The 24,419-nt window shown below is 63.5% G+C and carries 19 protein-coding genes and 2 rRNA genes; 9 read left to right on the plus strand and 12 right to left on the minus strand.

All coding sequences use genetic code 11. The annotated features are described in order from the left end of the window. Positions 1-216: 216 nt before the first annotated feature. The 4 genes from M9921_00220 (at position 217) to M9921_00235 (ending at position 5,034) form a co-directional block, all read left to right on the plus strand. A 23S ribosomal RNA gene (locus M9921_00220) occupies positions 217-3,165 on the plus strand. Positions 3,166-3,266: 101 nt separating this feature from the next. Further along, positions 3,267-3,383: ribosomal RNA gene (gene rrf / locus M9921_00225) — 5S ribosomal RNA — on the plus strand. 202 nt (positions 3,384-3,585) lie between these two features. After that, the gene (locus tag M9921_00230) at positions 3,586-4,284 is read left to right on the plus strand and encodes a PEP-CTERM sorting domain-containing protein (protein ID MCO5295261.1); all 699 of its coding nucleotides are present in this window, start codon (positions 3,586-3,588) and stop codon (positions 4,282-4,284) included. A gap of 297 nt (positions 4,285-4,581) precedes the next feature. Next, a complete protein-coding gene (locus M9921_00235; GenBank protein ID MCO5295262.1) occupies positions 4,582-5,034 on the plus strand; it encodes a redoxin domain-containing protein in 453 nt (150 codons plus the stop codon). A 144-nt stretch (positions 5,035-5,178) separates the two neighbouring features. Here M9921_00235 and M9921_00240 read toward each other — a convergent pair whose 3' ends face one another. Then, positions 5,179-5,853, minus strand: coding sequence for a PEP-CTERM sorting domain-containing protein (locus M9921_00240; GenBank protein MCO5295263.1), 675 nt, complete (start codon positions 5,851-5,853; stop codon positions 5,179-5,181). Between the two features lie 120 nt (positions 5,854-5,973). On the opposite strand from M9921_00240, the gene M9921_00245 reads away from it, so the two are divergent. After that, positions 5,974-6,957, plus strand: coding sequence for a sugar phosphate isomerase/epimerase (locus tag M9921_00245; protein ID MCO5295264.1), 984 nt, complete (start codon positions 5,974-5,976; stop codon positions 6,955-6,957). Positions 6,958-7,117: 160 nt separating this feature from the next. Here the strand turns inward: M9921_00245 and M9921_00250 are convergent, their stop codons facing one another. The 6 genes from M9921_00250 to M9921_00275 form a co-directional block, all read right to left on the minus strand. Continuing rightward, positions 7,118-7,960, minus strand: coding sequence for a M55 family metallopeptidase (locus tag M9921_00250; GenBank protein MCO5295265.1), 843 nt, complete (start codon positions 7,958-7,960; stop codon positions 7,118-7,120). Between the two features lie 42 nt (positions 7,961-8,002). Continuing rightward, on the minus strand, positions 8,003-9,559 hold the full coding sequence (locus tag M9921_00255) for a DHA2 family efflux MFS transporter permease subunit (protein ID MCO5295266.1): 1,557 nt from the start codon (positions 9,557-9,559) through the stop codon (positions 8,003-8,005). Between the two features lie 20 nt (positions 9,560-9,579). Next, the gene (locus M9921_00260) at positions 9,580-11,115 is read right to left on the minus strand and encodes an HlyD family efflux transporter periplasmic adaptor subunit (protein ID MCO5295267.1); all 1,536 of its coding nucleotides are present in this window, start codon (positions 11,113-11,115) and stop codon (positions 9,580-9,582) included. After that, positions 11,108-11,728 carry a TetR/AcrR family transcriptional regulator gene (locus M9921_00265; protein MCO5295268.1) on the minus strand — a complete coding sequence of 207 codons (621 nt, stop codon included), beginning with the start codon at positions 11,726-11,728 and terminating at the stop codon, positions 11,108-11,110. Before M9921_00265 ends, M9921_00260 begins: the two co-directional genes overlap by 8 nt. Positions 11,729-11,790: 62 nt before the next feature. Beyond that, positions 11,791-12,387, minus strand: a complete 597-nt coding sequence (locus M9921_00270) for a thioredoxin fold domain-containing protein (GenBank protein MCO5295269.1) — start codon at positions 12,385-12,387, stop codon at positions 11,791-11,793. Positions 12,388-12,453: 66 nt separating this feature from the next. Then, the gene (locus tag M9921_00275; GenBank protein MCO5295270.1) at positions 12,454-12,609 is read right to left on the minus strand and encodes a hypothetical protein; all 156 of its coding nucleotides are present in this window, start codon (positions 12,607-12,609) and stop codon (positions 12,454-12,456) included. Between the two features lie 275 nt (positions 12,610-12,884). Here M9921_00275 and secD point away from each other — a divergent pair, with 275 nt between their 5' ends. Continuing rightward, positions 12,885-15,449, plus strand: coding sequence for a protein translocase subunit SecD (gene secD, locus M9921_00280; GenBank protein ID MCO5295271.1), 2,565 nt, complete (start codon positions 12,885-12,887; stop codon positions 15,447-15,449). On the opposite strand, the gene M9921_00285 is transcribed toward secD, so the two are convergent. Genes M9921_00285 through M9921_00305 form a run of 5 tightly spaced genes read right to left on the minus strand, consistent with a single transcriptional unit; the run spans position 15,446 to position 21,977 of the window. Continuing rightward, entirely contained in the window at positions 15,446-16,417 is a 972-nt protein-coding gene (locus M9921_00285) for a hypothetical protein (GenBank protein MCO5295272.1), read from the minus strand. The genes secD and M9921_00285 overlap by 4 nt on opposite strands. Before the next feature lie 43 nt (positions 16,418-16,460). Further along, complete coding sequence (locus M9921_00290) at positions 16,461-17,327, minus strand: hypothetical protein (GenBank protein ID MCO5295273.1); 867 nt, start codon at positions 17,325-17,327, stop codon at positions 16,461-16,463. After that, entirely contained in the window at positions 17,324-18,211 is an 888-nt protein-coding gene (era, locus tag M9921_00295) for a GTPase Era (GenBank protein ID MCO5295274.1), read from the minus strand. Before era ends, M9921_00290 begins: the two co-directional genes overlap by 4 nt. A 3-nt stretch (positions 18,212-18,214) precedes the next feature. Then, positions 18,215-21,352, minus strand: coding sequence for a hypothetical protein (locus tag M9921_00300; protein MCO5295275.1), 3,138 nt, complete (start codon positions 21,350-21,352; stop codon positions 18,215-18,217). Positions 21,353-21,359: 7 nt separating this feature from the next. Then, positions 21,360-21,977, minus strand: coding sequence for an HAD family hydrolase (locus M9921_00305; GenBank protein MCO5295276.1), 618 nt, complete (start codon positions 21,975-21,977; stop codon positions 21,360-21,362). A gap of 438 nt (positions 21,978-22,415) precedes the next feature. On the opposite strand from M9921_00305, the gene M9921_00310 reads away from it, so the two are divergent. Genes M9921_00310 through M9921_00320 form a run of 3 tightly spaced genes read left to right on the plus strand, consistent with a single transcriptional unit; the run spans position 22,416 to position 24,353 of the window. After that, positions 22,416-23,552, plus strand: coding sequence for a flagellar hook-length control protein FliK (locus M9921_00310; GenBank protein ID MCO5295277.1), 1,137 nt, complete (start codon positions 22,416-22,418; stop codon positions 23,550-23,552). Between the two features lie 8 nt (positions 23,553-23,560). Continuing rightward, the gene (locus tag M9921_00315) at positions 23,561-23,974 is read left to right on the plus strand and encodes a hypothetical protein (protein ID MCO5295278.1); all 414 of its coding nucleotides are present in this window, start codon (positions 23,561-23,563) and stop codon (positions 23,972-23,974) included. 13 nt (positions 23,975-23,987) lie between these two features. Further along, the gene (locus M9921_00320; protein ID MCO5295279.1) at positions 23,988-24,353 is read left to right on the plus strand and encodes a hypothetical protein; all 366 of its coding nucleotides are present in this window, start codon (positions 23,988-23,990) and stop codon (positions 24,351-24,353) included. The last annotated feature ends 66 nt before the right edge of the window (positions 24,354-24,419 follow it).

Genomic DNA, 24,419 nt, shown 5'->3' on the forward strand with positions numbered 1-24,419 from the left:
CGGAGGGGGAGGACGTGGTGCGTTGGGGTTGCGGGCCCGCCGCGAAATTTTCTCTCCGGCCCCTTGACTTGCCCCTCCCGGTCTGGTATCATCTCCTCTTGCCGCAGGTTGGTTTCGCAAGAAGCCGAACGACGGCCCGCGCACGAGCACTTTGACAGCCGCATATTGGTTTAGTGGATTCAAGCATCGAGCATCGAATCGAAAGCTGCTTTGTCTAAATAAGCTTAAGAGGGTGTACGATGAATGCCTAGGGACAAGTTGCCGATGAAGGACGCGCAAGCGGCGAAACGCTCCGGGGAGCTGCACAGAAGTGTTGATCCGGAGGTGTCCGAATGGGGAAACCCAGCGTGGGTAATGCCACGTTACCCTTGCCTGAATAAAATAGGGCATGTGGAGGGAACCGGGTGAACTGAAACATCTCATTAACCCGAGGAAAAGAAATCGAAGAGATTCCGTAAGTAGCGGCGAGCGAAAGCGGACCAGCCCAAACCAACAGGCTTGCCTGTTGGGGTTGTAGGGCCATCACTAAGCCCCCCAAACGAAGGGTTCGCCTTTCGTTTGAGGGGTTCAGAAAAGAAGATCGAAGGTGTTAGCGGAAGAGGACTGGAACGTCCCGCCATAGAGGGTGAGAGCCCCGTACTCGAAAACTTCCTTCGGATTCAGATGGTACCTGAGTAGCACGCAACACGAGGAACTGCGTGTGAACCCGCCCAGACCACTGGGTAAGGCTAAACACAACTTGTCACCGATAGTGCATCCAGTACCGTGAGGGAAAGGTGAAAAGAACCCCGGGTAGGGGAGTGAAATAGAACCTGAAATCGTACGACCCACAAACAGTCAGAGCACAATGTGCGGAGCAATCCGTTCAGGTGTGATGGCGTACCTTTTGCAGAATGAGCCTGCGAGTTACTAGTGTTGGCAAGGTTAAGGATTTAAGATCCGGAGCCGGAGGGAAACCGAGTCCGAATAGGGCGTCAAGTCAGCATTAGTAGACCCGAAACTGCGTGATCTAGCCATGGCCAGGTTGAAGTGTTGGTAACACAACATGGAGGACCGAACTCATTGACGTTGAAAAGTCACGGGATGAGCTGTGGTTAGTACGGTGAAATGCCAATCGAACGCAGAGATAGCTGGTTCTCCCCGAAATGCATTTGGGTGCAGCGTTACGTGATGTTGGTGGGGGGTAGAGCACTAAATGGGCTAGGGGGCCTACCAGCTTACCGAACCCAATTAAACTCCGAATACCCATCAATTAACGTGGCAGTGAGACGGCGAAGGCTAAGCTCCGTCGTCAAAAGGAAAACAGTCCAGATCGACAGCTAAGGGCCCTAAACGTGTGCTAAGTGTGAAACGATGTGAAATCGCGTAAACAGCCAGGAGGTTGGCTTGGAAGCAGCCACCCTTTAAAAAGTGCGTAACAGCTTACTGGCCGAATGTGATTTCGCGCGGATAATGTAAGGGGGCTAAAGCACACTCCCGAAGCTTCGGGATTCAATCTTCGGATTGGATCGGTAGGGGAGCGTTGTGTTCAGCAGTGAAGCTAGAGCGGAAGCACTGGTGGAGCGGACACAAGTGAGAATGCAGGCATGAGTAGCGATCACACAGGTGAGAATCCTGTGCGCCGAAAACCTAAGGTTTCTCCGTCTATGTTCGTCAGACGGAGGTTAGGCGGCACCTAAGGCGAGGCCAGAAGGCGTAGCCGATGGACAACGGGTAGAAATTCCCGTCCTTGGTATATCAGCGATGGAAAGACGCTTCTCGACGTTCCATCCCGCACCGTTGGTTGTTGCGGGCTACGTGAAGGCTGGGCCGGTTGAATAGACCGGCGGAAAGGTCGACACGGGGGAAGGGCGCTCTTCGGAGCAATCGAACTGGGACAGAGGGGGGCCGAGAAAATCTCCTCAGCGTTAATGATATATCGAGCCGTACTGCAAACCGACACAGGTAGGTGAGTCGAGGAGACTAAGGCGTTCGAGAGAACTCTCGTTAAGGAACTAGGCAAATGGGCCCCGTAACTTCGGGATAAGGGGCGCCCACTTCGGTGGGCCGCAGCGAAGCATCCCAGGCGACTGTTTACCAAAAACACAGGTCTCTGCTAAGACGAAAGTCGAGGTATAGGGGCTGACGCCTGCCCAATGCCCGTAGGTTAATCGGAGATGTCAGGGGTAACCCGAAGCATTGAAGTGAAGCCCGGGTGAATGGCGGCCGTAACTCTAACGGTCCTAAGGTAGCGAAATTCCTTGTCGGCTAAATACCGACCCGCATGAAAGGCGTAACGACTTGGGAACTGTCTCAACGAGAAGCTCGGTGAAAATGTAGCACCCGTGAAGATGCGGGTTAAACGTAGTAGGACGGAAAGACCCCGTGGAGCTTTACTACACCTTGAGATTGTGAATTGGCTATGCGTGTAGAGCGTAGGTGGGAGCTTCGGCACCAATGGAACACCACCCTCGTATAACTGGTTCACTAACCCAGGCCCTTATCGGGTCTGGAGACAATCTCAGGCGGGTAGTTTGACTGGGGCGGTCGCCTCCCAAAAGGTAACGGAGGCGTCTAAAGTTGCACTCAGGCTGGTTGGAAATCAGCCGTTGAGCGTATAGGTATAGAGTGCGATTGACTGCGAGACACACAGGTCGAGCAGGGACGAAAGTCGAGCTAAGTGACCCTCTGGTGGTGTGTGGGCACGCCAGGGTTCATCGGATAAAAGCTACCCCGGGGATAACAGGCTGATCTTGCCCGAGCGCTCACAGCGACGGCATGGTTTGGCACCTCGATGTCGGCTCGTCGTATCCTGGGGCTGTACAAGGTCCCAAGGGTTCCGGAGTTCACGGATTAAAACGGCACGCGAGCTGGGTTCAGAACGGCGTGAGCCAGTTCGGTCCCTATCCACTACGTTCGTAGGAAACTTGAGGGGAGTCGCTCTTAGTACGAGAGGACCGGAGTGAACTGACCTCTGGTGTACCAGTTGTGCCGCCAGGCGCAGACGCTGGGTAGCCACGTCGGGCAGGGATAAGCGCTGAAAGCATCTAAGCGCCAAGCCCACCCCAAGATTAGGTTTCCCATCAATTGAGTAAGGCCCCCGGAAGACTACCGGGTGATAGGTCGCAGGTGTAAAGGCAGTAATGTCAAAGCTAAGCGATACTAATTGGCCGAGGGCTTAAACAAAGCTCTTACGATTCAAGCTTGGTGCTTGAACCCCACTAAACCAGCATGTGGCTGCCAAAGCGCTTGGCGTCGCGGCGACAATCAGGCGAATAGGTTTCTATTCGGGTGACCATGGCGAGAGGGTCACACCCGTTCCCATCCCGAACACGGCAGTTAAGCCTCTCAGCGGCGGATGTACTTGGCCCGCAAGGGCCCGGGAGATAGGCACGTTGCCCGAGTAGATGATTTCAAAGAGCCCCCTCGAGGGGCTCTTTCCATTTGCAAGCCTCCCCGACTCCCGATTCCCGACTCCCGACTCCCGTTCTGGAAAAACCCCGTATTGTTGCTGGCCCCTCCGTTTGGCGAGAATACGTATTCTGGGTTACAATGGACCCAGAGGGCGAGGCGCCGGTACGTCGCGCGTCGCAAAGGAGAGTGGACATGAATCTGCGAACGATGCTCGTGCTCTCGGTGGTTGCCGCTTCAGGCGCCGTTCATGCCGAGTTTCATCTGGCTGGAGACTTCAACGGGTGGGATCCAAACGGTCCGCTCCTCAATGAGACCGGAAGCGGGACCGGGATCTTCACCGCAGACTTGAGCGGGCTCGGCGACACGGTGCGGCACGAGTTCAAAGTCACCGACGGGACCTGGAACGTCTCCTGGCCCGGCAGCGGAAACAGCTGGTTCTACTCGACGAGCGGCGGGGAGATTACGATCACCTACGACACCAACGTCTACGGAGACGGCTGGAGCGGGGACGGTGGCCGGATCGGCCTCAGCAACAACGTCTCCGCCTGGACGGCGGTCGGCGATTGGCAAGGCTGGGACAATGCGAACGCCGCCACGGCGATGGCGGACATGGGCGGTGGGATCTACAAGTTCACCGCTACGGGACTGAGCGCCGGCAGCCACTTCTACAAAGCCGTCAACACCGGCACGTGGGACGCGATCGGGGCCGACTACCGCAGCATCAATGCGGACAACCTCGAGTTCTTCACAGACGCCGCGAACCCCAATGTGGAGCTGTTCGTGAACGTCCAGGATGGGACCATTCGCGCGAATCCGGTTCCCGAGCCGGCGTCGATGGTGGCCCTCGCTCTGGGTGCCGGCGCCCTTCTCGCAAGGCGCCGACGAGCCTAACAGGGCACCCTTGAGCCCGGGGTCTCGCTGCTGCTCGACCCCGGGCCAACGTCCGCGACCTCTTTCACGGTCGTGTTTCGACACCCCGCTGGAGTCCGAGGGGGACAATTCCAACACACGGAGCCGCAAGCGATGAACCTGCCGCCCCTTCTTGGCTATGCGGAGGGGGGGCGAGACCGAGGGGTTCGTCCACCCTTAGGTGAAGGGGCTGACCTCGGCGGACCATGCCTCTGCCCGGCGAGCGTCCCCTTGGGGTAGAACGTGGGTATGCCTTTGCCAGTTGGAACCCGAGCCCCGTTGTTCACCCTCCGAAGCCTCCAGAACGGGGAGTTCAAGGACGTGTCGCTCGAGGACAACCTCGGACAGCGCAACACCGTGCTGCTGTTCTTCCCGGGCGCGTTCACCCCCCCGTGCACGGAGGAGATGTGCCTGGTGAACGACTGGCACCAGAAGGCCGCCGCGCTGGACGCCGTGGTCTGGGGCATCTCGTGCGACACCGCGTTTTCTCAGGCGGCGTGGGCCAAGCAGGAGAACATCTCGATTCCCCTGCTTGCGGACTACGCCAAAGAGGTGGCCACGCAGTACGACGTGCTGTTGCCAAGTCTGGCCGGCATGGGACCCTCCGCGGCTCGAGCGGCCTTCGTCGTCAATCGCCACGGGATCATCCGCTACGCCGAGCAGACCGAAACGCCCCTGACGATGCCGAACTTCGACGCCGTCAAAGCCGCCCTGGAGGGCGAGAGGGAGTAGCCCCGCGCCCGCGGGTCTCAGTCTGGAGAGGGGGGTGCCAGGGAACCCTTGGAGCCCAGGGTCCCGCCGCAGCTCGACCTCGGACATTCGTTTGCGACCTATCGAGGTCGTTGATTCTGCACCCTGTGGGCACCGACCGAGGATCTAGCGAGTCGGCTGCCTGAATCTGCGGCGCCTGGCGGTAGCCGCTAAGGCGAGGCAGGCAAGCGCCGTGGTGGCGGGTTCCGGAACCGGCGCGTGGACCCCCCGGATATCGTCCAGCCCAAATCCCTCGCCAGGCATCCCGGCAACCGTGCTCGTCGAGCGAAAGCGAACCGAGGTCGCCGACATTCCGCCGTCGAGGACGAAACCGGTGAATTCAGCCGCTCCTCCGGAGAGATCGTGGCTTCCAAGGAGCGTCGCGTCGTCGAAGACGTCGATGGTCGCCCCTTCGAGGGTCATCGCGTCCCAGGTGAGAAAGCTGAGCGCGGTGTGGCGCGTGAAAAACGTGAGGCGCACGTCGGTGCCCACACCTGCTTCGTGACCGTTTGTGAAGAGCGATGCGTGCTTGGTCCCGTTATTATCGGTGTAGACAAGAGGCGGGACATCGATAAAGTTGCGGAACGTGTTGCCGTCGAGGCTCTCTTGAGAGAAGGCGCCCGCGGCGGACGCCACCGGACTCGACGTGAACGAGAGATCGGTCGCAAATCCGTCAAAAGTCTCGAAGTAAGAAGGGGGGCCGGCGGCCGCACCCCAAAGCGCGGGATGATCGTACCAAGTGATGCCCGCGTGAGCGTGGGTTGCACACACGGCAATGGCCAAGAATAGGGTTCGCCTCATGGTCTCCTCTCAGGGTGGCCCCAATGGAAAGACACCCGTCCTCCCATCATAACGCAGAACTGTTGCTAATGACACTCGCAATGTTGCCAGGCGACCCTTGTCGATGCGGGATAATGGGCCATGAAGATCGGGATCTTTACCGCCCTCTTTGGGGACAAGTCGCTGACCGAAACACTCGATATCGTGCAGGCCGAAGGGATCGAGGCCGTCGAGTTCGGAGCCGGCGCCTATCCCGGGGCCGCCCACCTCGACGTCGAGAAGCTCCTCGAGAGTAAGTCCGCCCGCGAAAAACTCCTCGCCGAGGTGGCGAAGCGGGGGCTCTCGATCAGCGCGATCAGTTGCCATGGGAACCCCTTGCACCCCGACAATGCCGTGGCCGAGGAGCACCATCAAGCATTCAAGAACTCGGTAAAGCTCGCGCACCTCTTGGGAGTGGAGTGCGTCAACGGCTTCAGCGGCTGCCCGGGGGACGGCCCGAAGGCGAAGAACCCCAACTGGGTGACCTGTGCTTGGCCCGACGAGTTCCGAGACATTCTGGACTGGCAGTGGAAGAAGAAGGTGATCCCCTACTGGCGCGAGCAGGCGGCTTTCCTGAAGGAGCACAAGGTCAAGTTCTGCATCGAGATGCACCCGGGGTTCGTCTGCTACTCGAACGACACCCTGCTCAAACTGCGCAACGGCGTGGGGAAGAACGGCGATGCGATCGGCGCCAACTTCGACCCCTCGCACCTTTGGTGGCAAGGCATCGATCCCATCGCCGCCGTTCGGGAACTGGGTGCCGAAGGGGCCCTCTACCACGTCCACGCCAAGGACACGCGCATCGATCCCTACAACTCCGCGCGCAACGGAAACCTCGACACCAAGTCCTATGGGGACATCCTGAACCGGTCTTGGGTGTTCCGCAGCGTGGGCTACGGGCACACGCTGGGGTGGTGGAAGGACTTCGTCTCGAACCTGCGCATGGCGGGCTACGACCACGTGCTCAGCATCGAGCACGAGGATGGGCTCATGTCCCCGATGGAAGGCCTCCGCAAAGCGGTCCAGGTGCTCAAGGCAAGCGTGATTTCCGAGCCCGCCGGACCCATGTTCTGGGCCGCCGACTGACCTCTGCCAAGGTTGCCGATCCTCGGCGGGTGCCACGCCCGCTCGACGAGCGTGAGTTCAAGGTCGGAGAGTCTCGGCACGCCCGCCAAGCGGGCGTGGCATCGACGAGGACACGGAGGGGTTGTCCTACTCGGAGTCCGCGCACTCCCACAGACTAGCGCTAGCCGTTGTTGGAGGCGCCGGTGCCTGCGGCGGCCATGGCGCGGCGCGAAGCGACGTGCGCGGTGGGCCAGTCGGGCGCCGTACACACGACCGTGTAGGCATCGATCCGCTCCCACTCCAAGAGCTGGCACGCGGCGTCCGCCTCTTCGGAGCGGTTGAACTCGATCTTCGCCACCACGGGGCTTTGAGGCACCCACGGCGCGATGCTCCCCGCCGAACGGACCGCATCCCCCGCCGCCGCTTCGATCCGGGGCCCCGTCTCGGAGGGGTGCAGCAAACGGCCCATGTAACGGCCGATGCCGTGTTTGGTCACCGCGGTCTTCAGCGCGGGCACCAACTCCTCGGCCTCGCGGCATCCGGCCTCGTCGCTGCTGACCAGCACCAGCGGAACCTCGCAGACACCCGCCGTCGCCGCGCTCATGGCGATTTCGCCTGCGGGCATCCCGTTGATCCAGTACCGATGGACGTTTCCACTGATCGTGTGCTCCATCACGCCCGCGGTCGTCCCCGCCATCGCGTGGTAGCCGACCAGCATCGCGCAGTCGAAACCCGCGTCGACCCCCTCCATCATCCCCAGAGCCCCGCTTCCGGAGCCCGAGAGCAGCTCGACGCCCGCTTCGAGATCGGAGACGAGGAGGTTCTTGCCGCCCCCGTGGCTGTCCTTCACCACGATTCGGGTTGCACCCGCGGCCCGCGCCCCTCGGATCGCGGCGTTCACGTCGTGGGTCATCATCCGGCGGGCGTGCGGCCAATCGTAGTGCTCGGAGCGGGGACCCCCCGTTTGACCCCAAGTGACCACCCCCGTGACTCCTTCGATGTCGGCGGAAATGTAGACCCTCATGCGCCCATTCTACTGGTCCGGCCTGCCCGTGCGTGCCACGCGCTACGCGGCTCGTGGAAGGGGTTCGGGCTTTCGCAACGCCAAGATCGCCACGGAGGAGACGATCGACACGATCCCGATCAGGATGAACCCGCTGTTGAAGGCGATGGTGTGGGCCTGGACGGAGACGCTCCGATCGATCAGGGCAAAGGCTGCCTGGTGGGCGCCGGCGGGCGAATACCCGCGAGCCACGAGCGCTTGTGCTGCGCCCTCGATGCGCTGCTGGAGTGCGGGATTGCCCGCATAGAGATTGGAGAGCAGATCCACGCGCGCGTAGGCCGCCTGCCGCGTGATGAAGCTCCCAAGGGCCGCGATGCCGAACGTCCCTCCGATCTGTCGGCTCAGATTCAACATGGCGGCGCCTTGAGCGATCTCGGCCCCGCGGAGCGTCGCAAACGCGGCGAGGTTGATCGGCACGAAGAGCATTCCCAGGCCGAAACCGCGCACGATAAGCGCCAGTTGGACGTCGCCGGAGCCCGCGTAGGCGGGGAGGGAACCCAGGTCGAACATCGACGTGACGAACAGTCCCAATCCCAGCACGATGGAAAGGCGAGGGTCGAAACGGGGCCGGGGGCCGTTCAGCAAACGGCCCACCGTGATCGCGGCGATCCCCGTGGCAATCCCTCCGGGAAGCATCGAAAGCCCGGTCTCGGTTGGAGAGAGCCCCATGACCGACTGGGCGAACAACGGGAAGATGAAAACCCCGCCGTAGAGACCGAATCCCAACACCACGAACAGCACGAGTGCCGCCGAGAGCTCCCGATTGCGCAGGACCCGCAGATTCACCACTGGCTGTTCGTTCCGCGGCGAGAGCTGCCACCACACGAAGATCGGAAGGGTGATGGAGGCGATGAGAAACGGCCACACGATGGCAGAACTTTCGAACCAGCCTTTGTCGTTGCCAGACTCCAGGGCGTACTGGAGGCAGCCCAGCCCGGACGTCAAGAGCAGGATGCCCGCGACGTCGAGCTTCTGGACCTTCATGTGGAAGGTCGAATCTTCCAGGAAGGAGAAGACGAGGAAGAACGCCAAGAGGCCGATGGGCACGTTGATCAGGAAGTTCCAGTGCCAGGAGTAGTTGTCGGTGATCCACCCACCCACCGTTGGGCCGAGGGTGGGCGCCACGATGATGCCCAGCACGTAGATGGACTGGACCAGGCCCTGCTGCTCGCGTGGGAAGATCTCGCGAATCGTCGCCTGCGCAGTGGAGAGCAGCGCGGCGCCCCCGGCGCCTTGGACAATCCGCCATCCCACGAGCGACACCAACGACGTGGAGGTGCCGCAGAAGAATGAAGCCCCCACGAAGAGGAGAATGGACGCGCCCAGGTAGCGTTTGCGGCCGAATCGGAATGAAAGCCACGCCGTGAGGGGCAACACCACCACGTTGCTGAGGATGTAGCCGGTCGCCACCCAGCCGATCTCCTCGGTCGTCGCACCGAGGTTTCCCGCCATTTGAGGCAGCGACACGTTGACGATCGTGGTGTCGAGCACCTCCATGACCGCGGCGAGGATCAGCCCGACGAGGATGATCCACCGGTTGGGGTTCAGCGGCTCCTCCATCGAGGGAATGGGACCCAACGCTATTTCACCGCCACGGTGACCAGAGCGGACATGCCCACCCGCAGCCCCTCCAGTTTCGAGTCGTCGGCGAACACGATCTTGACGGGAACTCGCTGCACGACCTTCACGAAGTTCCCGGTGGCATTGTCCGGAGGAAGAAGGGAGAACGTTGAACCGGTCGCCGCCGACGTGCTGTCGATGCGGCCCGCGATCGTTCGACCCGGGTAGGCGTCCAGTTCGATCTCCACGGGCTCGCCGCTCCGAATGTTGACCATCTGCGTCTCCTTGAAGTTGGCGACGATGTACAAGCCGCCAGCCGGCACGATCGACATCAAGGGTTGTCCGACGGCGACCAGATCGCCCACCGCCCCCAGTTTCTTGCTCACGCGTCCGGCGCGCGGCGCCACGATTCGGGCATGCGCAAGGTCGAGCTCGGCACTTTCCAGCGCCGCCCTCGCCTGATCGACCTTCGCCTGCGCTTGCTGCCAGGCGGCCTCCTTCTGCCCGACCATCAATTGCGCGCCGGCTGCCTGAGACAGCTCGCCGGCCGCGCTCGTCCGCCGGCCCTTGGCCGCGGCAAGCTCGGCCTGGGCCCCCGTGGTCTTCTGCTTGGCAAGATCTGCCCGAGCTTTGGCTGAATCAAGATCGTGGCGGACGGTTCGCAGGTGGACTTGCGCTTGGTCGATGGCCGTCTGCGCAAGCTTCCGGGCGACGAGGGCGCTCTCCAATTCGGCCTGGCGCTGGTCGACCAGCGCCCGTGCCATGGCCAGTTGTTGCTGCGCGACCTGCAGACCCGCGGAGGCCTGCGCCTCCCGAGCAAGGCCTTGGTCGAGCTGCTCCCGACTCACGGCGCCCTGACTTTCAAGGAGTTTGAGGCGCGCCAGATCCCGCGCGGCGACCGTCGCTCCCGTTTGGGCCGCAGAGATCGATGCCTCTGCGGAGGCGACCGAGGTCTTGGCGGCCCGCAGTTGGGCCTGTGCGGCGGTCACCCCGGCATCGGTCCGCTCGAGGCTTTGGCGGGCGAGCGCGACCTGGGCCTTGGCGTCGTCCAGCAGGGAAGCGGCGCCCTGGGCGTCCGCCTGGGATCCCAACAGGGCGGCGGCGGCGGAGCCGATGCCGGCCTCGGCGGCCAACACCCCGGCCTGGGCTTGGGCGCGGTCGCCGTCTGCGGAGAGCTTGCTGGCCTCGGCCATGGTCTTCGAGAAGTCGACGTCGACTCCTGCCGCCCGGGCATCGGCAATCGCGGCTTCGAGGTTTGCCCGCGCTGCGGAGACTTGCGCTCGGAGCTTGGAGTCGTCGAGTCGGGCGAGCAACTGCCCGGCATGGACCTCTTCGTTTTCGGAGACGAGAACTTCGGAAACGATTCCGGTCACCTGAGGCGCGATCTGGACGAGATCGGAGGCGACCTGCGCGTTGTCCGTAGATTCATGCCCATGGAGCCAGATCCACTGGCGTACGCCGTAGCCCAGCGCGATGACGACCGCCAGCGGGATCAGGATCTTGGCGACGGCGACGCCGCGCTTGCGTTTGGAGGGCGGGCTGGGGGATTCATCCATGATTGATCTCTTGCGGCTTCTGAAGGGCTTGGCGCAGGAGCGCGGAGACGCGGCGCGCATGGTCCTCGATCGTCTTGCGCGGGGGGACCTGTTCTGTTCGCACACGGTAGGGAAGCAGCGAGTTGGTGGCGACCACCAACGTCTCGCCCAGCCGGTCGGACGACTCGCCGGTCTGGCGCGCCTCCCCTTCCCGAGCAGCCTCGTCGATGAGCCGGGCGATCAATGCGGCTTCTTGGGCGTGGAACCGGTGGCGATGCTCGTCGAGCATGCCTCTCAGGCTCTCGAGGGCCTCGTCCAGACTCCTTCGGTGCTGGCGGAAGATCGCATCCCGCAACATCACCCGCTGCACGAGGAACTCCTCGAGTCGATCGAGCGCGCTGCCCGTCCCCTCGACCGTCTCGAGAAGGGAGATCAGCATCTCCTGGTGGATTCGGTGCAGCCACGCGAGTCCGATCTCCTCCTTGCTCTCGAAGTGAAGGTAGATCGTGCCCTTGCCGACGCCGGCTTTCTGGGCGATCTCCTCGACGGTCGTCTTCCGATAGCTGTAGTGCTCGAAGAGCTCGGCGGCGGCGTCGAGTATCTCTTCCCGAACGGGATCGTGAGTCGCGTTCATGGTGACTGGTGACCAACAATCAAAGTCGGTCACCAGTCACTCTACCTCATGGGGCGGAGGCTTTAGCCGCCCTTGAGGAGGTCCTGGGCCATTTGAACGTACTCCTTCGGCGCGCCTTCGAGGGCGACGAGTCGTTTGGCCACGGCCTTGGCCGAGGCCACGTCCCGATTGCCCTGGTGGCACACCATGAGCGAGATGAGCGCGTAAGCGCGGTCGTTCGCGTTCAGCGACGCCGCATCCGCCTTCTTGAAGTAGCCGATGGCCTTGTCAAGGTCGCCGGACGTTTGGTAGTAGTCGCCGACGGCGTTGTACGCCGGCGCGAGCGCGGGGCCCTTGTAGTGGCCCTTCTCGGCCCGTGCCAGTTGGGCGAGGGCCTGGTCCGGCTTTTCGCGAGCCGCCGAAATGGCGACCATCTGCGCGTTGGCTTCCGGGTCGTTCGGGTTGGCCTTGAGCTTCGCAAGGACGCTTGGGAGCGACTTGTGGAGCTTCAGCGCCTTGGCCATCTCCTCTGAGAACCCTTCGGGGGGCATGTAGCCGCCGATCTTTCCGACGAGTTCCCCCTTGGCGTCGACGAACAGGATCGTGGGATAACCCTGGACGTGATACTGTTTGGCGAGGGCGACGCCCTCTTTTTCTGCGTTGACTTTGAGCGGCACCAACTGGGCCGCAAGCTTCTGGACTCGAGGATCGGGATAGGTGTCCTTCTCCAGTCGCTTGCACCAGCCTCACCAGTCGGTGTAGAAGTCGAGCATGATCATCTTGCCGGACGCAGCCGCGCTCTTCTTCGCCGCATCCCAATCCTTCACCCATCCAATGGGCTGGGCTTGAGACAGGGCGGAGGCGAGAACCACCGTGCCGGCAAGGAGTAATCGAAGTTTCATTTCGAAGACCTCCTCTTCCTCTTTACTATATCTGGGGGACGGGAGTCGGGAGTCGGGAATCGGGAATCGGTGTCGGAGCGATTCCCGATTCCCGTCTCCCGGTTCCCGATTCCCGGTTCCCGATTCCCGGTTCCCGTCTCCCGTCTCCCGATTCCCGTCTCCCGTCTCCCGGTTCCCGTCTCCCGATTCCCGGTTCCCGTCTCCCGGTTCCCGTCTCCCGATTCCCGCTCCGGTATAATGTCGCGGCGATCACCTCGCGTTGGAGACGTGCGAACTTGCAGTCGAGAAGCTATTATTTCCTCCTTATCGTTTTGGGCCTGACCATCGTGTCGGCGCTGCTCTACCGGAGCACCAACTACCAGTACGGGCTCGATGTCCAAGGCGGCGTGCGGTTCACGTTCCGCATGGACCTGTCCAAGCTGACGCAGGACCAGAAGGGCCGGGTCGAGGAGATTCGTCGGAACCTGGTGCGCATCCTCACGAGCCGCGTCGCCAAGTCGATCGGCGTCGTGGAGGGGAACGTCCAAGCCAAGGGAACAGACCAGTTTGTGGTCGAGCTTCCCGGAACGACCGACATCGATGCGGCGCGCAAAACGCTCCAAACCAGCGCCAGCATCAAGTTCTACTGGGCGAAGAACGTCACCACGGAGCGGGCGGGATTCCGCCGCTACTCCGAGGACCAGCAGGTCACCGAAGACGGAAGCCCGGAGGTCAATTTCCGGCTCACGCGAGACGCAACCAAGGTCTTCAAACCGGGCGACCCCGAGTATGAGAAGATGATCGAGGGCTGGGAGCTGATCCTTCAAGGCGACGATCTCAAACGGGCGACGGGGCAGCAGAACGGCAACAAGTGGATTCCGCTAATGGAGTTCTCGAGCGAGGGCTCGAAGAAGATCGAGGCTTGGAGCCGCAAGGTCATGAACCAGGGCGAGAAGATCGCCGCGGTCATGGACGGCGTCGTCCTCAGCATCGCCCCCCTTCGCGACGGCACGATTCTCACCACAAACGCCGTCATCGAAGGCGATTTCACGCCCGAATACGTCCGAACGCTGACCAATTTGTGGAACTCGGGCGCGCTTCCGGTCGACCTTGAGGAGCTTTCCAGCCAGAAGGTGGACCCCACGATCGGCAAGCAGGCGCTCAACCAGATCCTCACGGCAGGCGTCGTCGCGTTCGCCTTCATCTCGCTGTTCCTGATCATCTACTACGTGTTCCCAGGCGTGGTGGCGCTCGTGGCGCTGCTGCTGTACATCCTCTTCACCTTGACGGTGCTCAAGATGCTCGGCGCCACCTTCTCGCTCGCCGCGATTGCGGGCGTCGTGCTCTCCGTGGGCATGGCCGTGGACGCCAATATCCTTGTGTTTGAACGGGTCAAGGAGGAGATCGGCGAAGGCCGGCCATTGACCTCCGCCATCGAACTCGGATTCCGGCGCGCCTTGCCGGCGATCGTGGACTCGAACGCGTGTACGATCCTCACCTCCTTGGTGCTTGCGCAGTTCGGAACGGGTCCGGTGAAGGGATTTGCCAGCACGCTGATCATCGGCGTCCTGATCTCGCTGTTCACCGCCGTGACGGTCACGCGATCGCTCCTCATGTTCCTCGTGGGAACGGGCATCGGCAAGGACAAGAAGTGGTACGGCTTGAACCGGGCCTGGTTTGGCGAAAAGCTCGAGAAGGGAGCCGACGCGAAGCCCCTGCAGATCGTCAACAACGCCAAGCGTTTCTTCATCATCTCGGCGTTGCCGATCGTCCCGGGCATCATCTTCATCGCCATGGGCGGGCTCAAGCCCAACGTCGAGTTCCAAGGCGGCTACGAGGCCGTTTACGCGCTGAAGGACAACTCGACCACATCGGCGAGCATTCAGAAGAACCTCGAAGAAAACGGCATCAAAGGCGGTAATGTGAAGCTCGCCACGGCCGACAGCGGGCGCATTGCCTACGTCACCGTGCCTCCCATCAAGGAGTTTGAAAGCGGAGGCGGTCGCCAGTTCAAGGACCAGGCTGAGCGCGCGAAAGCCTTGCGGACCAAGGTCGCCCAGGCAGCAGGATTCACCGAAGCGGATACCCGCGAATTTACGGACATCGGACCCGCCGTCCAGGCGGAGACGGTCACGAACGCCGTCAAAGGCGTGATCTACAGCACGATCTTGATCATCGTCTACCTGGGCTTCCGGTTCGGCCTGTCGCTCGGGCTCGGCTTCGTCGTGGGCTTGCGCTTCGGCGCCTCGGCGCTCGGCGCTTTGATTCACGACATCCTCGTGGTGGTGGGTTTGGCCGCCGTGGGTGGTTACTTCCTCGGCTGGGAGATCAGCGCCCTGTTCCTGACCGCGATGCTCACGATGATCGGCTTCTCCACGCACGACACGATCGTCATCTTCGACCGAATCCGTGAGAATCTCAGGAAACCTAAGCGCGGCGAAGACTTCGAGAACCTTGTCAACCGCTCGATCACCCAGTCGTTCGCGCGGTCGATCAACACCTCGATGACGGTCATCGTGTCGCTTGCGATCCTGATCTTTATCGGATCCGCGACGCCGGACCTGAAGCTGTTCAACGCGGCGATGCTCGTCGGCGTGATCTCGGGCACCTACTCTTCGATCTACAACGCGGCCCCCATCCTCTACTTGTGGGACCGGGCGATCGGCCGGAAGAAGGGGGAGAAGCACACGCTGGTGCACCTGGCTTCGGAGGAGTTGGCTCGCGCGCGGGCAGCCGCGACGGCTGCGGCCGCCCATGGCGGAACCCCGGCCCAGGCGCCCGGAGACCCGTCGCAGTCCTACGGTTCGATCAAGCGAAAGTCGGGCGTGGACAAGAAGGGAACCGTCGAGCTGGACGACTAGAGGGCTTCCTCGAGGCCGAAGGCGCGCCGCACGGCAGGGCTCACGGAGGGTCGCACGCGCTTGGTGCCGCGCGTCCCGTAGCGCGTCGGTCGGCCAATCCCACCGAGGAATCGGTCCCACGTCAGCGCGAAGAGCGGACCCGCGTCGGGCTGGCCCCTCACAAAAGCGACCGCGGCGAGTTCGTTTGCAAGGAGGCGCGCGGGTGGCTCGGACGACTCGGTGAGCACCTTCGCCGCGTTCAGGTAATCCAAGGGGGCGGCGAGCTTGTCCGCGGCGTAAAGCTCCAACACGCGCGCTCTGGCGGCCTGTGTGGAGCGCCCTTTGGCGAGCTTCGAGAGTTCGAGGCTCTCCGGCGTGGCCAGCGCCGTGATCTGCCAGGCATTGTCCGTCCGCTCCTTCAATCGTTCGAGAATGGCCGGCATCGAGGCCTCGACCGCCTCTGTGCTCTGCTTCTGAAGCACGTCGAGCGGTGGTTGCAGCGAGTCCAGACGCAGCGCGTCGGTCACGGAGGCCCTTGTCCCGGTGTCCACACGATTCATGGTCAAGGGGCCGCTGCCGGAGACGGCGAACTGGCTTCCAAAGCGCTGAGGTCGATTGATGTGCACGAGGAAACGATCTTCGGCCAGAGCGACCAGGCTGGTGGGCCTCCCCATGTGGAAGGCCATGAGGGCCAGTTCGCGGGCGACCTCGAAGTCGTCCGGCGACGTCCCGTGCTGGAAGAGCAACGCGGCGGAATCGAAATCCTCCGCCGTGGTCAGAGCATCGGACTCGATCAGTTCGGCGGCCCGCTTGCGACGTTCCGTATCCCGAGATTGGACGGCTAGCCGCTCCTCCACGGACATCGAGAGCCACTGCGTGCGGTCCGCCTGGTCTTCGGCTGCGAGGCGCTTCAACTCGTCCGAGCCCTGACACCAAACGTATCCGCCGACAAAAGCGACGGCAAGAACCCACCAACCGCGCATAGGCATGCGTCCATGATACATCGGCCACCGGGCGTGCGCAGCGCGGTGGCTACCCTTCGAACAGCAGACGCGCTTCCGGGGAGCCAGGCTCCAAATGGGCTCGTTCGAACGCTTGCAGGGCCTGGTCGAGTTGTGAACGCATCGACCCGGGTTCGAGGGGCGCGCCGTCCACGCTCGCCACGCCACCGAAGCGTCGCGACAGCTCATCGGCAAGGAGGAGCATCGCGTCGAGCGCCGCGGCGGGAGCGGGGTTCAGCGGGATCGAGAAACCCAGGGAGAGCGCATGATGGCGAAGCGTGGGATTCCCGCTGGGAAAGTCCGGTTCGTCCTCGCATGCCGAAGCATAGAGGAGGGGCGCGTCCCAACCCGATACGAGCCAGGCGTAGCCGTCGGGAATGGGCTGAAGCCCGAGTTCGGCAAGGGCCTCGGCCAACTCCGCCTCCTCGGTGCCCGGGGCCGGAAACGCGACGGCGGCGGCCACCCCGATATCCAGGGTATCGCGGATCGTCTCGAGCGTTTCGCGCATGGCATCGATGTCGTCGGGGATGGGAAGGGGGATGGCTCGACGCTGCACCTGCTCCGCGAAGGTCTGGGCGACCGCCAAGAGGTGACGCGCGCTGGCGGCCCCGAGGGCGCCGTGGTGTTTCAGGAGATTCCACGTCAGGGCGAGCGAGTCGTAGGAGCCGGTGGGATCGCTCGCGACCAGGGGTCGCCAGCGCGCGTCCGCGGGGCCCATCACGAAGGTCTGGGGGTCACCCAGGGGGCCTTGCCACTTGGGGTCGAGCAGCGCTTTCGCCGCGGCGGACGGCAGGGAACGGGGACCGACGATCTCGACGACGTACTGCACCTTGTGCAAGGGTTCGGGTCCGTATTGGGTCGGCAACGAAGGCTGGGGCAACCGATTCGAAGCGCTCAATCCGTGTACTCCAGCTCTTGGAGCATGCGCGGATTCATGCGCCAGTCGGGACGCACCTTCACGTGCAGTTCCAGAAACACGTGGTGCCCGAGAAGCTCCTCGATCTCCTTTCTCGCCGCGGTGCCCACGGCCTTGATGAACTTCCCGCCTTGGCCGATGACGATCGCCTTTTGGCCTTCCTTCTCCACAATGATCGATGCGGAGATGCGGATGAGGCCGGATGGCTCTTCCTCCCAGGATTCGACCATGACCGCGGTGGAGTAGGGAAGCTCTTGCCGCGTCGCGAGCAGGATTTTTTCGCGCACGAGCTCTGCTGCCGTGAATCGTGCCGACTGGTCGGTGTACTCCTCGGAGGAGAAGCGGGGTTCGCCTTCCGGCATCCGCTCGACGATCATCTGCATGAGCCGGTCCACGTTGTGGCCGGACGTGGCGGTGGTGAACATCGAATCTTCCGTCCCGAGCAGCGCATGGTACGCGTCGACGTGTCGCTGCACGTTTTCCGGCTTGAGACGGTCCATCTTGTTCAGGCACACCAAGACCGGCAACTGCGACGCCGCAATCCACTGGGCGATCTGGCGGTCGTTGTCTCCCGGCATGGTCGAGCCGTCCGCCACGAAAAGGACGAGATCGACGCCATCCAGCGCCCGGCGCGCCGCTTCCACCATGGCTCGCCCGAGCCGGTTGTTCGGCTCGTGGATGCCGGGCGTATCGATGAACACGACCTGATAGCCCTCGCCATCGGCGATGCCCAACACGCGCTTGCGCGTCGTTTGCGGCCGCTGGCTGACGATGGACACCTTCTGGCCGACGATGCGGTTCAAGAGCGTGCTCTTGCCCACATTGGGCCGACCGAGGAGTGCGACGTGGCCGTACCGGAACGCCATGGGCTACTCGCGCTTCCGGAACATCACGTGCACATCCAGGTCGGGGTCGGGCAAGGTCGCCGTGCCGTTGCCGTTCTCGGCCGGGGAGCGGTCGCTTCCGCCCCGTCGCCGCCGGCGACGGCGACGCCGGCCGGTCGTCGTCGTTTCCAACTCGGTCTCCGAATCCTCGACCACCACGGGGCGCAGGAGGAAGTCCTCGCTGATGTCCTCGTCCGATCCACCCTCCATGAATTCGCCCAGCTTCATGATCGGTACGTCGAAGCTGAACGAGTCGAAGCGCACGGTGTCGTCCGGCTTGGTCGGCAGCTCCTCCATCCGGAGCAGGTCGTCTGGGTTGGCGGCAAGAATCGCCTCCAGCTCGGACTTGACCCCGACGAGAAAAGCGTGGGTCGTTCCATCCACGGCGTTGAACCGGAGGCTCGTCGAGTCGGTCGCGATCCAATCCTTGTGCAGGAGGTCGTAAACCGACCATTTGTTAGGCAGCGCGATGGTGCGCGGACCGGTCCCGGTGCAGTGCACGGTCAGGAACGGCGGGCGGACGTGCACCACATCGTCCTGATAGTTCCACACGTGGACTCCGGCGATCTGCCCGAGGGCGCGCATCAGCGCGGGGGTGACCACGGGCTCCCCCATGAACACGCTCGTCCAGTGGGTCTCTTCCTCGCCCGCGTTGAACTCCTTCACCACGAAGCTGGGCAAGCCGGTCGCGGAATACTCACCGAGCACCGTGGCCTCTTCGGGGATCGCAAAGTAGCTGGGTTCGAGCTGCATGCCTCCGACAAGGGTGCGGTCCTGGAAGGCCTCGCTCAGCACGTGCCGGCGGTTGAGGATCGTCGTTCCGGATTTGGAGTGGAACGGCTGTGGCTTGAGGGCGATGCCCGTGACTTCGCGGGCCCGCTCGAGCGACTCGCGGCCGGATTCGAAAAGCCCTGCGGCGTAGAGCCAGCAAAGCACCTTGTTGTCGCGCTGGAGCCGCGACTTGATGGCGGCGCGCAACTCGGAGCGCAGGTCCCACGCGTTGAGGAAGACGTAGAGCTTGCTCTCGGGGAAATGCTCGCGGTGAGCCAGGTCGCTCAGGAGGTAGAACGCGGCCGACATTCCGGAGCGCAGGACGGATTCGCGCACGTTCTGGACGAGCAGCGAGAAGGCCTTCTGGTCGACGAGATAGGCCAAGGCGCGCTCATCGATGAACACGGCGACGTCCGGTTCGCCGACGGGAGCGGCCATCCGCCGCACCAGCACGTCGCGCACCGCGGCGCCACGCTCCCAAATGCCCTGGGTGCGCAGCCAGCCGTGCCCCCAGAGGTCCATCCAGCACATGCCGCTGGCATGGGCGAGCGCCGACCCCGCGCCTCGCCACTGCACGCTCTCCAGCGCTTGAGGGGTCTTGATGACCGGGTTGAAATCGTCGGGATCGATGCCTTGGCCGATCGAGGTCTTGAAGTCCTCCTCGCTGATGTAGAGCTTGCCGTTGAGTGCAAAGCTGTCGATCGGACCCGGGAAGGGCGCGGCCCCGCCGGGTTCGCGGGTTTTGTAGCTCGGAGGGCCGGCGATGAAGTCGATCTCCGAGTTTCGAAGGAGTTTGCCGAGGGAGAGGTGGCCGCTCGCGGGGTGCGACCACTCGAACGTGTAGCCGTAGCTCACACCGACGAGCAGTTCGCCGCCGCTGGCTTCCTTGATGGCGTACGCGAGGTCCCCGATCCGCTCGACCGTCGCGTCGCTGAGAAAGAGGTGGTAATCCACCCACCGCCGCTCCTTACGGGAGGAGCGCACGAACTTCGGTTCCTCTTTCGGCGACTGGTAGGTCGGTACTTCCAGCGTGTCGAACTCGACGCTGCCGTCGAACCACGCCGCCCGCAGGGCCACGCGGTCGTTGAGGTAGCGCCTTCGGGTCCACTCCCGGAACTTTGCCACGCCTGCCTTCGAGGTGTCGTAGCCCCATCCGTCGGCGAAAAACCACTCGCCTCGCTCGAGGTGGACACCGAGGACATGGTCGCTGGCAGGCAGGAGACCGATCTTCTTTGCGAACAGGGCCAGGCACTCCCGGGCGAGCCCCCAGAACTCGTCGTCGCACACGCTGGGCTCAGCCACGGACCCGTCCTGCGTGGTGTAACGGCCGTTGGGGAACCGCTCCTGCCACCCCCGTCCCGCCACGAACACGATTCGGTAGACCACTTGGGCGTCCGGATCGACCTCGAGGGTCTTGGCGAGCAGGTAGGCCGCAAGCGCGGCGTTCTCATCGACGGCCCGCTCATCGACCTCGAACTCGATCAGGTGCGAGTGGAGGTGGATGCCCGCCTCGCCCGCCTGACGCATCTCGTCGAGGACGGTCGCCGCGCTCTTCTCGTCGGAGGAGCTCCCAAAGAACATGAGAGGCGGAAACACGCGGCCCGCGCGAACGAGTGTCGGGATGCCGTCTCGGAGCACCACCTGGGGTGCGTCGTCGGGCACGGGAATGGCCGGTTTCAGCGGCGGCGCGGAAATCACGGCCGTGGCCGGCACCTCGGGCGTCGGTTCCGCGACGGTCTCCGCGGCCGTCGGTTCGGGCTCCTCTCCGCGCCGCGTCCGTCGTCGTCGGCGGCGGCGAACGCCGCCCTCGGGTTCTTCCGCGTCGGACTCTGCGGTGGGCTCCACGGGCTTTTCCGCCTTCTCCTGCTTGCGCGCACTGGCGGGTCTCGGCCTCCACGTGGGCGGAAGCACGTCGAGGGCTTCCGCCTCGGCGTTCAGTGCGGCCAAGGCGTCGTCGGGTTCGGCCGCTTTTCGGCGGCGGCTTCTCGGGGCCGGCTTCTTGGCCTCGGGAGCCGGCTCCGGGGGATCCTCGGACTTCTTTCGGGACCGGGTGCGGGCGACCGGCTCGTCCTTCTTGGCGGACGCGCGCTTCTTGGGCGGCGCGGCCGCTGCTTCCTGCGGCTCGGCCTCTTCGGGGGCGCCGATCTTCTTGCGCGTTCGCGGTGCCGCTTTCTTTGTCGGGGCCGTTTCGGCGGACTCTGGGGCGGCCTTCCTGCGGCTGCTGGGCTTGGCCGGCGCCTCTTCGGCCGGAGCGTTGGCCTTGGCCTTCGTCGCGCGGGGTTTGCGCCCAAGAGCCGCTTTCTTGGCGGTGTCCGGAGCGTCGTCGTGGGTTTCAGTCTGTTTTCGAGCCATGGGTTTACTAATTCAAGGTCGCTTCGATCCATTGTCGAAGCTGGTCTGGGGTGCGGAATAGAGCATCGGGCTGTTCGGCCTCGAGCGTCGCATAGGGGGTGGCCCCGTAAGCGACGCCCACGGCACCGACGCCGGCGGCGCGCGCGCAACGGAGATCGAAGACGGAGTCGCCGATCATGATCGCGCTCGGCACCGGAACACCAAGCCGTTCGCAGGCGAGCAACGCGCTGTCCGCCGCGGGCTTGGGATGCTCCACGTCGCTGGAGCAAACGGTGGCGTCCACGAAGGGGGCGAGGGGAAACTTCTCGAGGAACTCGGCCAGTTCCACGGTGGATTTGCTCGTCACCAGGGCTGTCTTCAAGCCGTGGCGATGGCAATGCTCGAGGGCGGCGACGGCGGGCCGAATCGCCGCCTCCATGTCGCTGTGGACACGAAATCGCTCGATCGCAAACTCGGCCATTTCAGCCGATTGGGAATCCGAAGGCGGGGTCTCGCGAAACATGGCCATTTGTCGGCTCAGAGGCAATCCGATGATCGCCCTCAGGTCCTCGTCCTTCGGTCGCGATCCGTTGAATGCCTCGTAGGTGTCGCCCAATCCCCGCACAAGCGTCTCGAGACTGTCCACAAGGGTTCCATCGACGTCGAAAAGTACTGCTTCGAATCCGTTCAGGCGCGGCCCCCCGGGCATTCCAGTTCCCAGTATGGCAGATGCAGGGACCGGGACCTGCGTCCGATGCCGCGAGGCACGCTAATTTTGCCGGGCCGGTGTGCCGATCATGGATGTTGTAGGAGGCCAATCGTGCAAATCATGCAATCGTCGCCGTCGGCGGCGCTGACCATGGTTGGAGCTCGAGCCGCGCCGCCTGATTCGGCCGTGAAGGGCGAATTCAAGGTTGCGGGGGCAACGGGACCACCAGGCAGCGATCCACCGGCAAAGGTAGAAAACGAGAGGAAGCCCCAGGGCGCCGAGCAGAACGCTCGCCCTGAAGAGCCGGACCCTCTCGAGAGGCAGAAGAAGGAGCCCCGGACCGTCGATGCGTCCGATCCGCTGCTTGGGAAAGCGGTGCCAACCCTGACCGGTTCGCCCGTACCTCTCGCACCCGAGATCGTCGCCGCAGCTCCTGAAGTCGTCACCTCGCCTGCTCCATCCGTCCCGACAGCCGTCGTTGCCCCTGAGGGCGCCGTCGACGCGAAAGGGGTTCCGGTTCCCGACGCGGCGCCCGTGGCCGCGGAAGCCGATCGGGTCCAGGCCAAACCCCAAGATCGGACAGCCGACGGGGCTGCAGAAACAGCGGTCTCGGCGCGGGCAGATCTCGTGCAGGATGCGACCGGACTCGGACAGGACGAGGTCCAGTCTCTGGGGATCGACCTCGTGAAGGTCGATCCGCCGCAGACGGCCCAATCCGACCCCAAGGCCGACGCTTCTGGTTCGGTCCAAGCCGATCACAAGGGAGCGGCGGACGTGGTCGTCCCCCCTTCGGACAAGGCGCCGATTCGGCCAACGAAGCCTGACGGAATCAGCGAACCTGCGTTCAATCCCCAGGCGGACTTGGTCCAAGGAAAGGAGCGGGGCGGCGCCGACTTCTCGGGGCAGCCCAGTTGGGGCGGAGACGCCCCGGACCTTGGCGCCCCCGACCTGCTGGACAAGGACACGGGCGCCGTCGGAAACCCGGACAACGCTTCGGAGGCGAAGCCGGAATTCCGCGTGGCCGTTCCCCCAGGGAAGGCTGCCGAGGCGGCATCGGTCGCGCGTCCGGCGGCAAACGATCCTGCGCCGATCGACCGCGTGTCGGTCGTCCGCCAGATCGCAGACCGTTTGGAGCTTCTGACCGCCGCAAGGCCTCGGGAGGGCGTGACGATCCGTCTCAACCCGATCGAGTTGGGTTCGATCACGTTGACGGTGCGGCAGCGGGGCGGCGAGGTTGAGACAAACGTCTTGGCCAGCCACGACGCGGTCCGCGCGGCTCTCGAGCAGAGCCGTCCGCAGCTTCAGCACGCGCTTGAAACGCGCGGATTGAACCTGGGATCGCTCGAAGTCGGGAGTCAATCCGCCCAACTCGGAAGCCACGCCCAACACATGGAGCGCGAGGCGAACGCCCCCAGCGCTTCGCCGACCCCTCAAGCCTTGGGTGGTTCGATCGTCTCGAGCGACTGGCGCGAGTCCGCGCGCAGCGCCACAGGCGTCGATCTTTGGATCTAGGAGAAACCATGGAAGTCACACCCTTCAACTCGCAAGCGTATTTCGGAACGAAGCCGATTCAGCCGAAATCCGATCTCAACAGCACGCAGTTCATCAAGTTGCTGACAGTGCAGCTTTCGAACCAGAATCCGTTGGAACCGATGAACGACCGCGACTTCTTCGCGCAGCTCGCCCAACTGGGAACGGTGGACGGCCTCGACAAGATGAAGAAGTCGATGGACATGACCCAAGCAGCCGGAATGATCGGCAAGACGGTCACCGGCGTGCGGCCCGGAGCGCTCCAAGGAAGCGCGAACCAGACCTACTCCGGCATCGTGGAGCGGGTCACCCTCAAGAACGGCGAGCAGGTGCTCGGCGTCCGCGAGGCCAACGGCGGGTTGGTCGAAGCGCCCCTGGGTTCGCTCCAATCCATCTCTGAGTAACGTCCCAACGCTCATGGACAACCGGATCCAAAACCAAACCATCGCGGGCCTCGTGCAGACGCAGCCCACCGCCGCTCCGGCCACCAAGCCGGTCGCCGACGGGACGTTTGCCGCACTGCTTCAGGACCGCCTCAAGGTCAGCGGGCACGCCCAAACGCGATTGCAGAGTCGAAACATCGACCTCGGCCAATCCGAGTGGAATCGTGTGCTCGAGGGCGTCGATCGTGCGGCGGCCAAGGGTGCGAAGGAGTCGCTCGTCATGGTCGACGACGTGGCGCTCGTCGTGAGCGTCCGCAATCGAACCGTGATCACGGCCGTCGACAAGGGCCAGCTCAAGGACAACGTCTTCACGAACATCGACAGCGCGGTGATCGTGTAGCCCGACCCAATTGCCACAGAACAAGACAAACAGCAAACAGAGAAGAGGAAAGGACCGGATTGGGGC

The sequence above is a fragment of the Fimbriimonadaceae bacterium genome (assembly GCA_023957775.1).
Taxonomy (GTDB): Bacteria; Armatimonadota; Fimbriimonadia; order Fimbriimonadales; family Fimbriimonadaceae; genus JAMLGR01.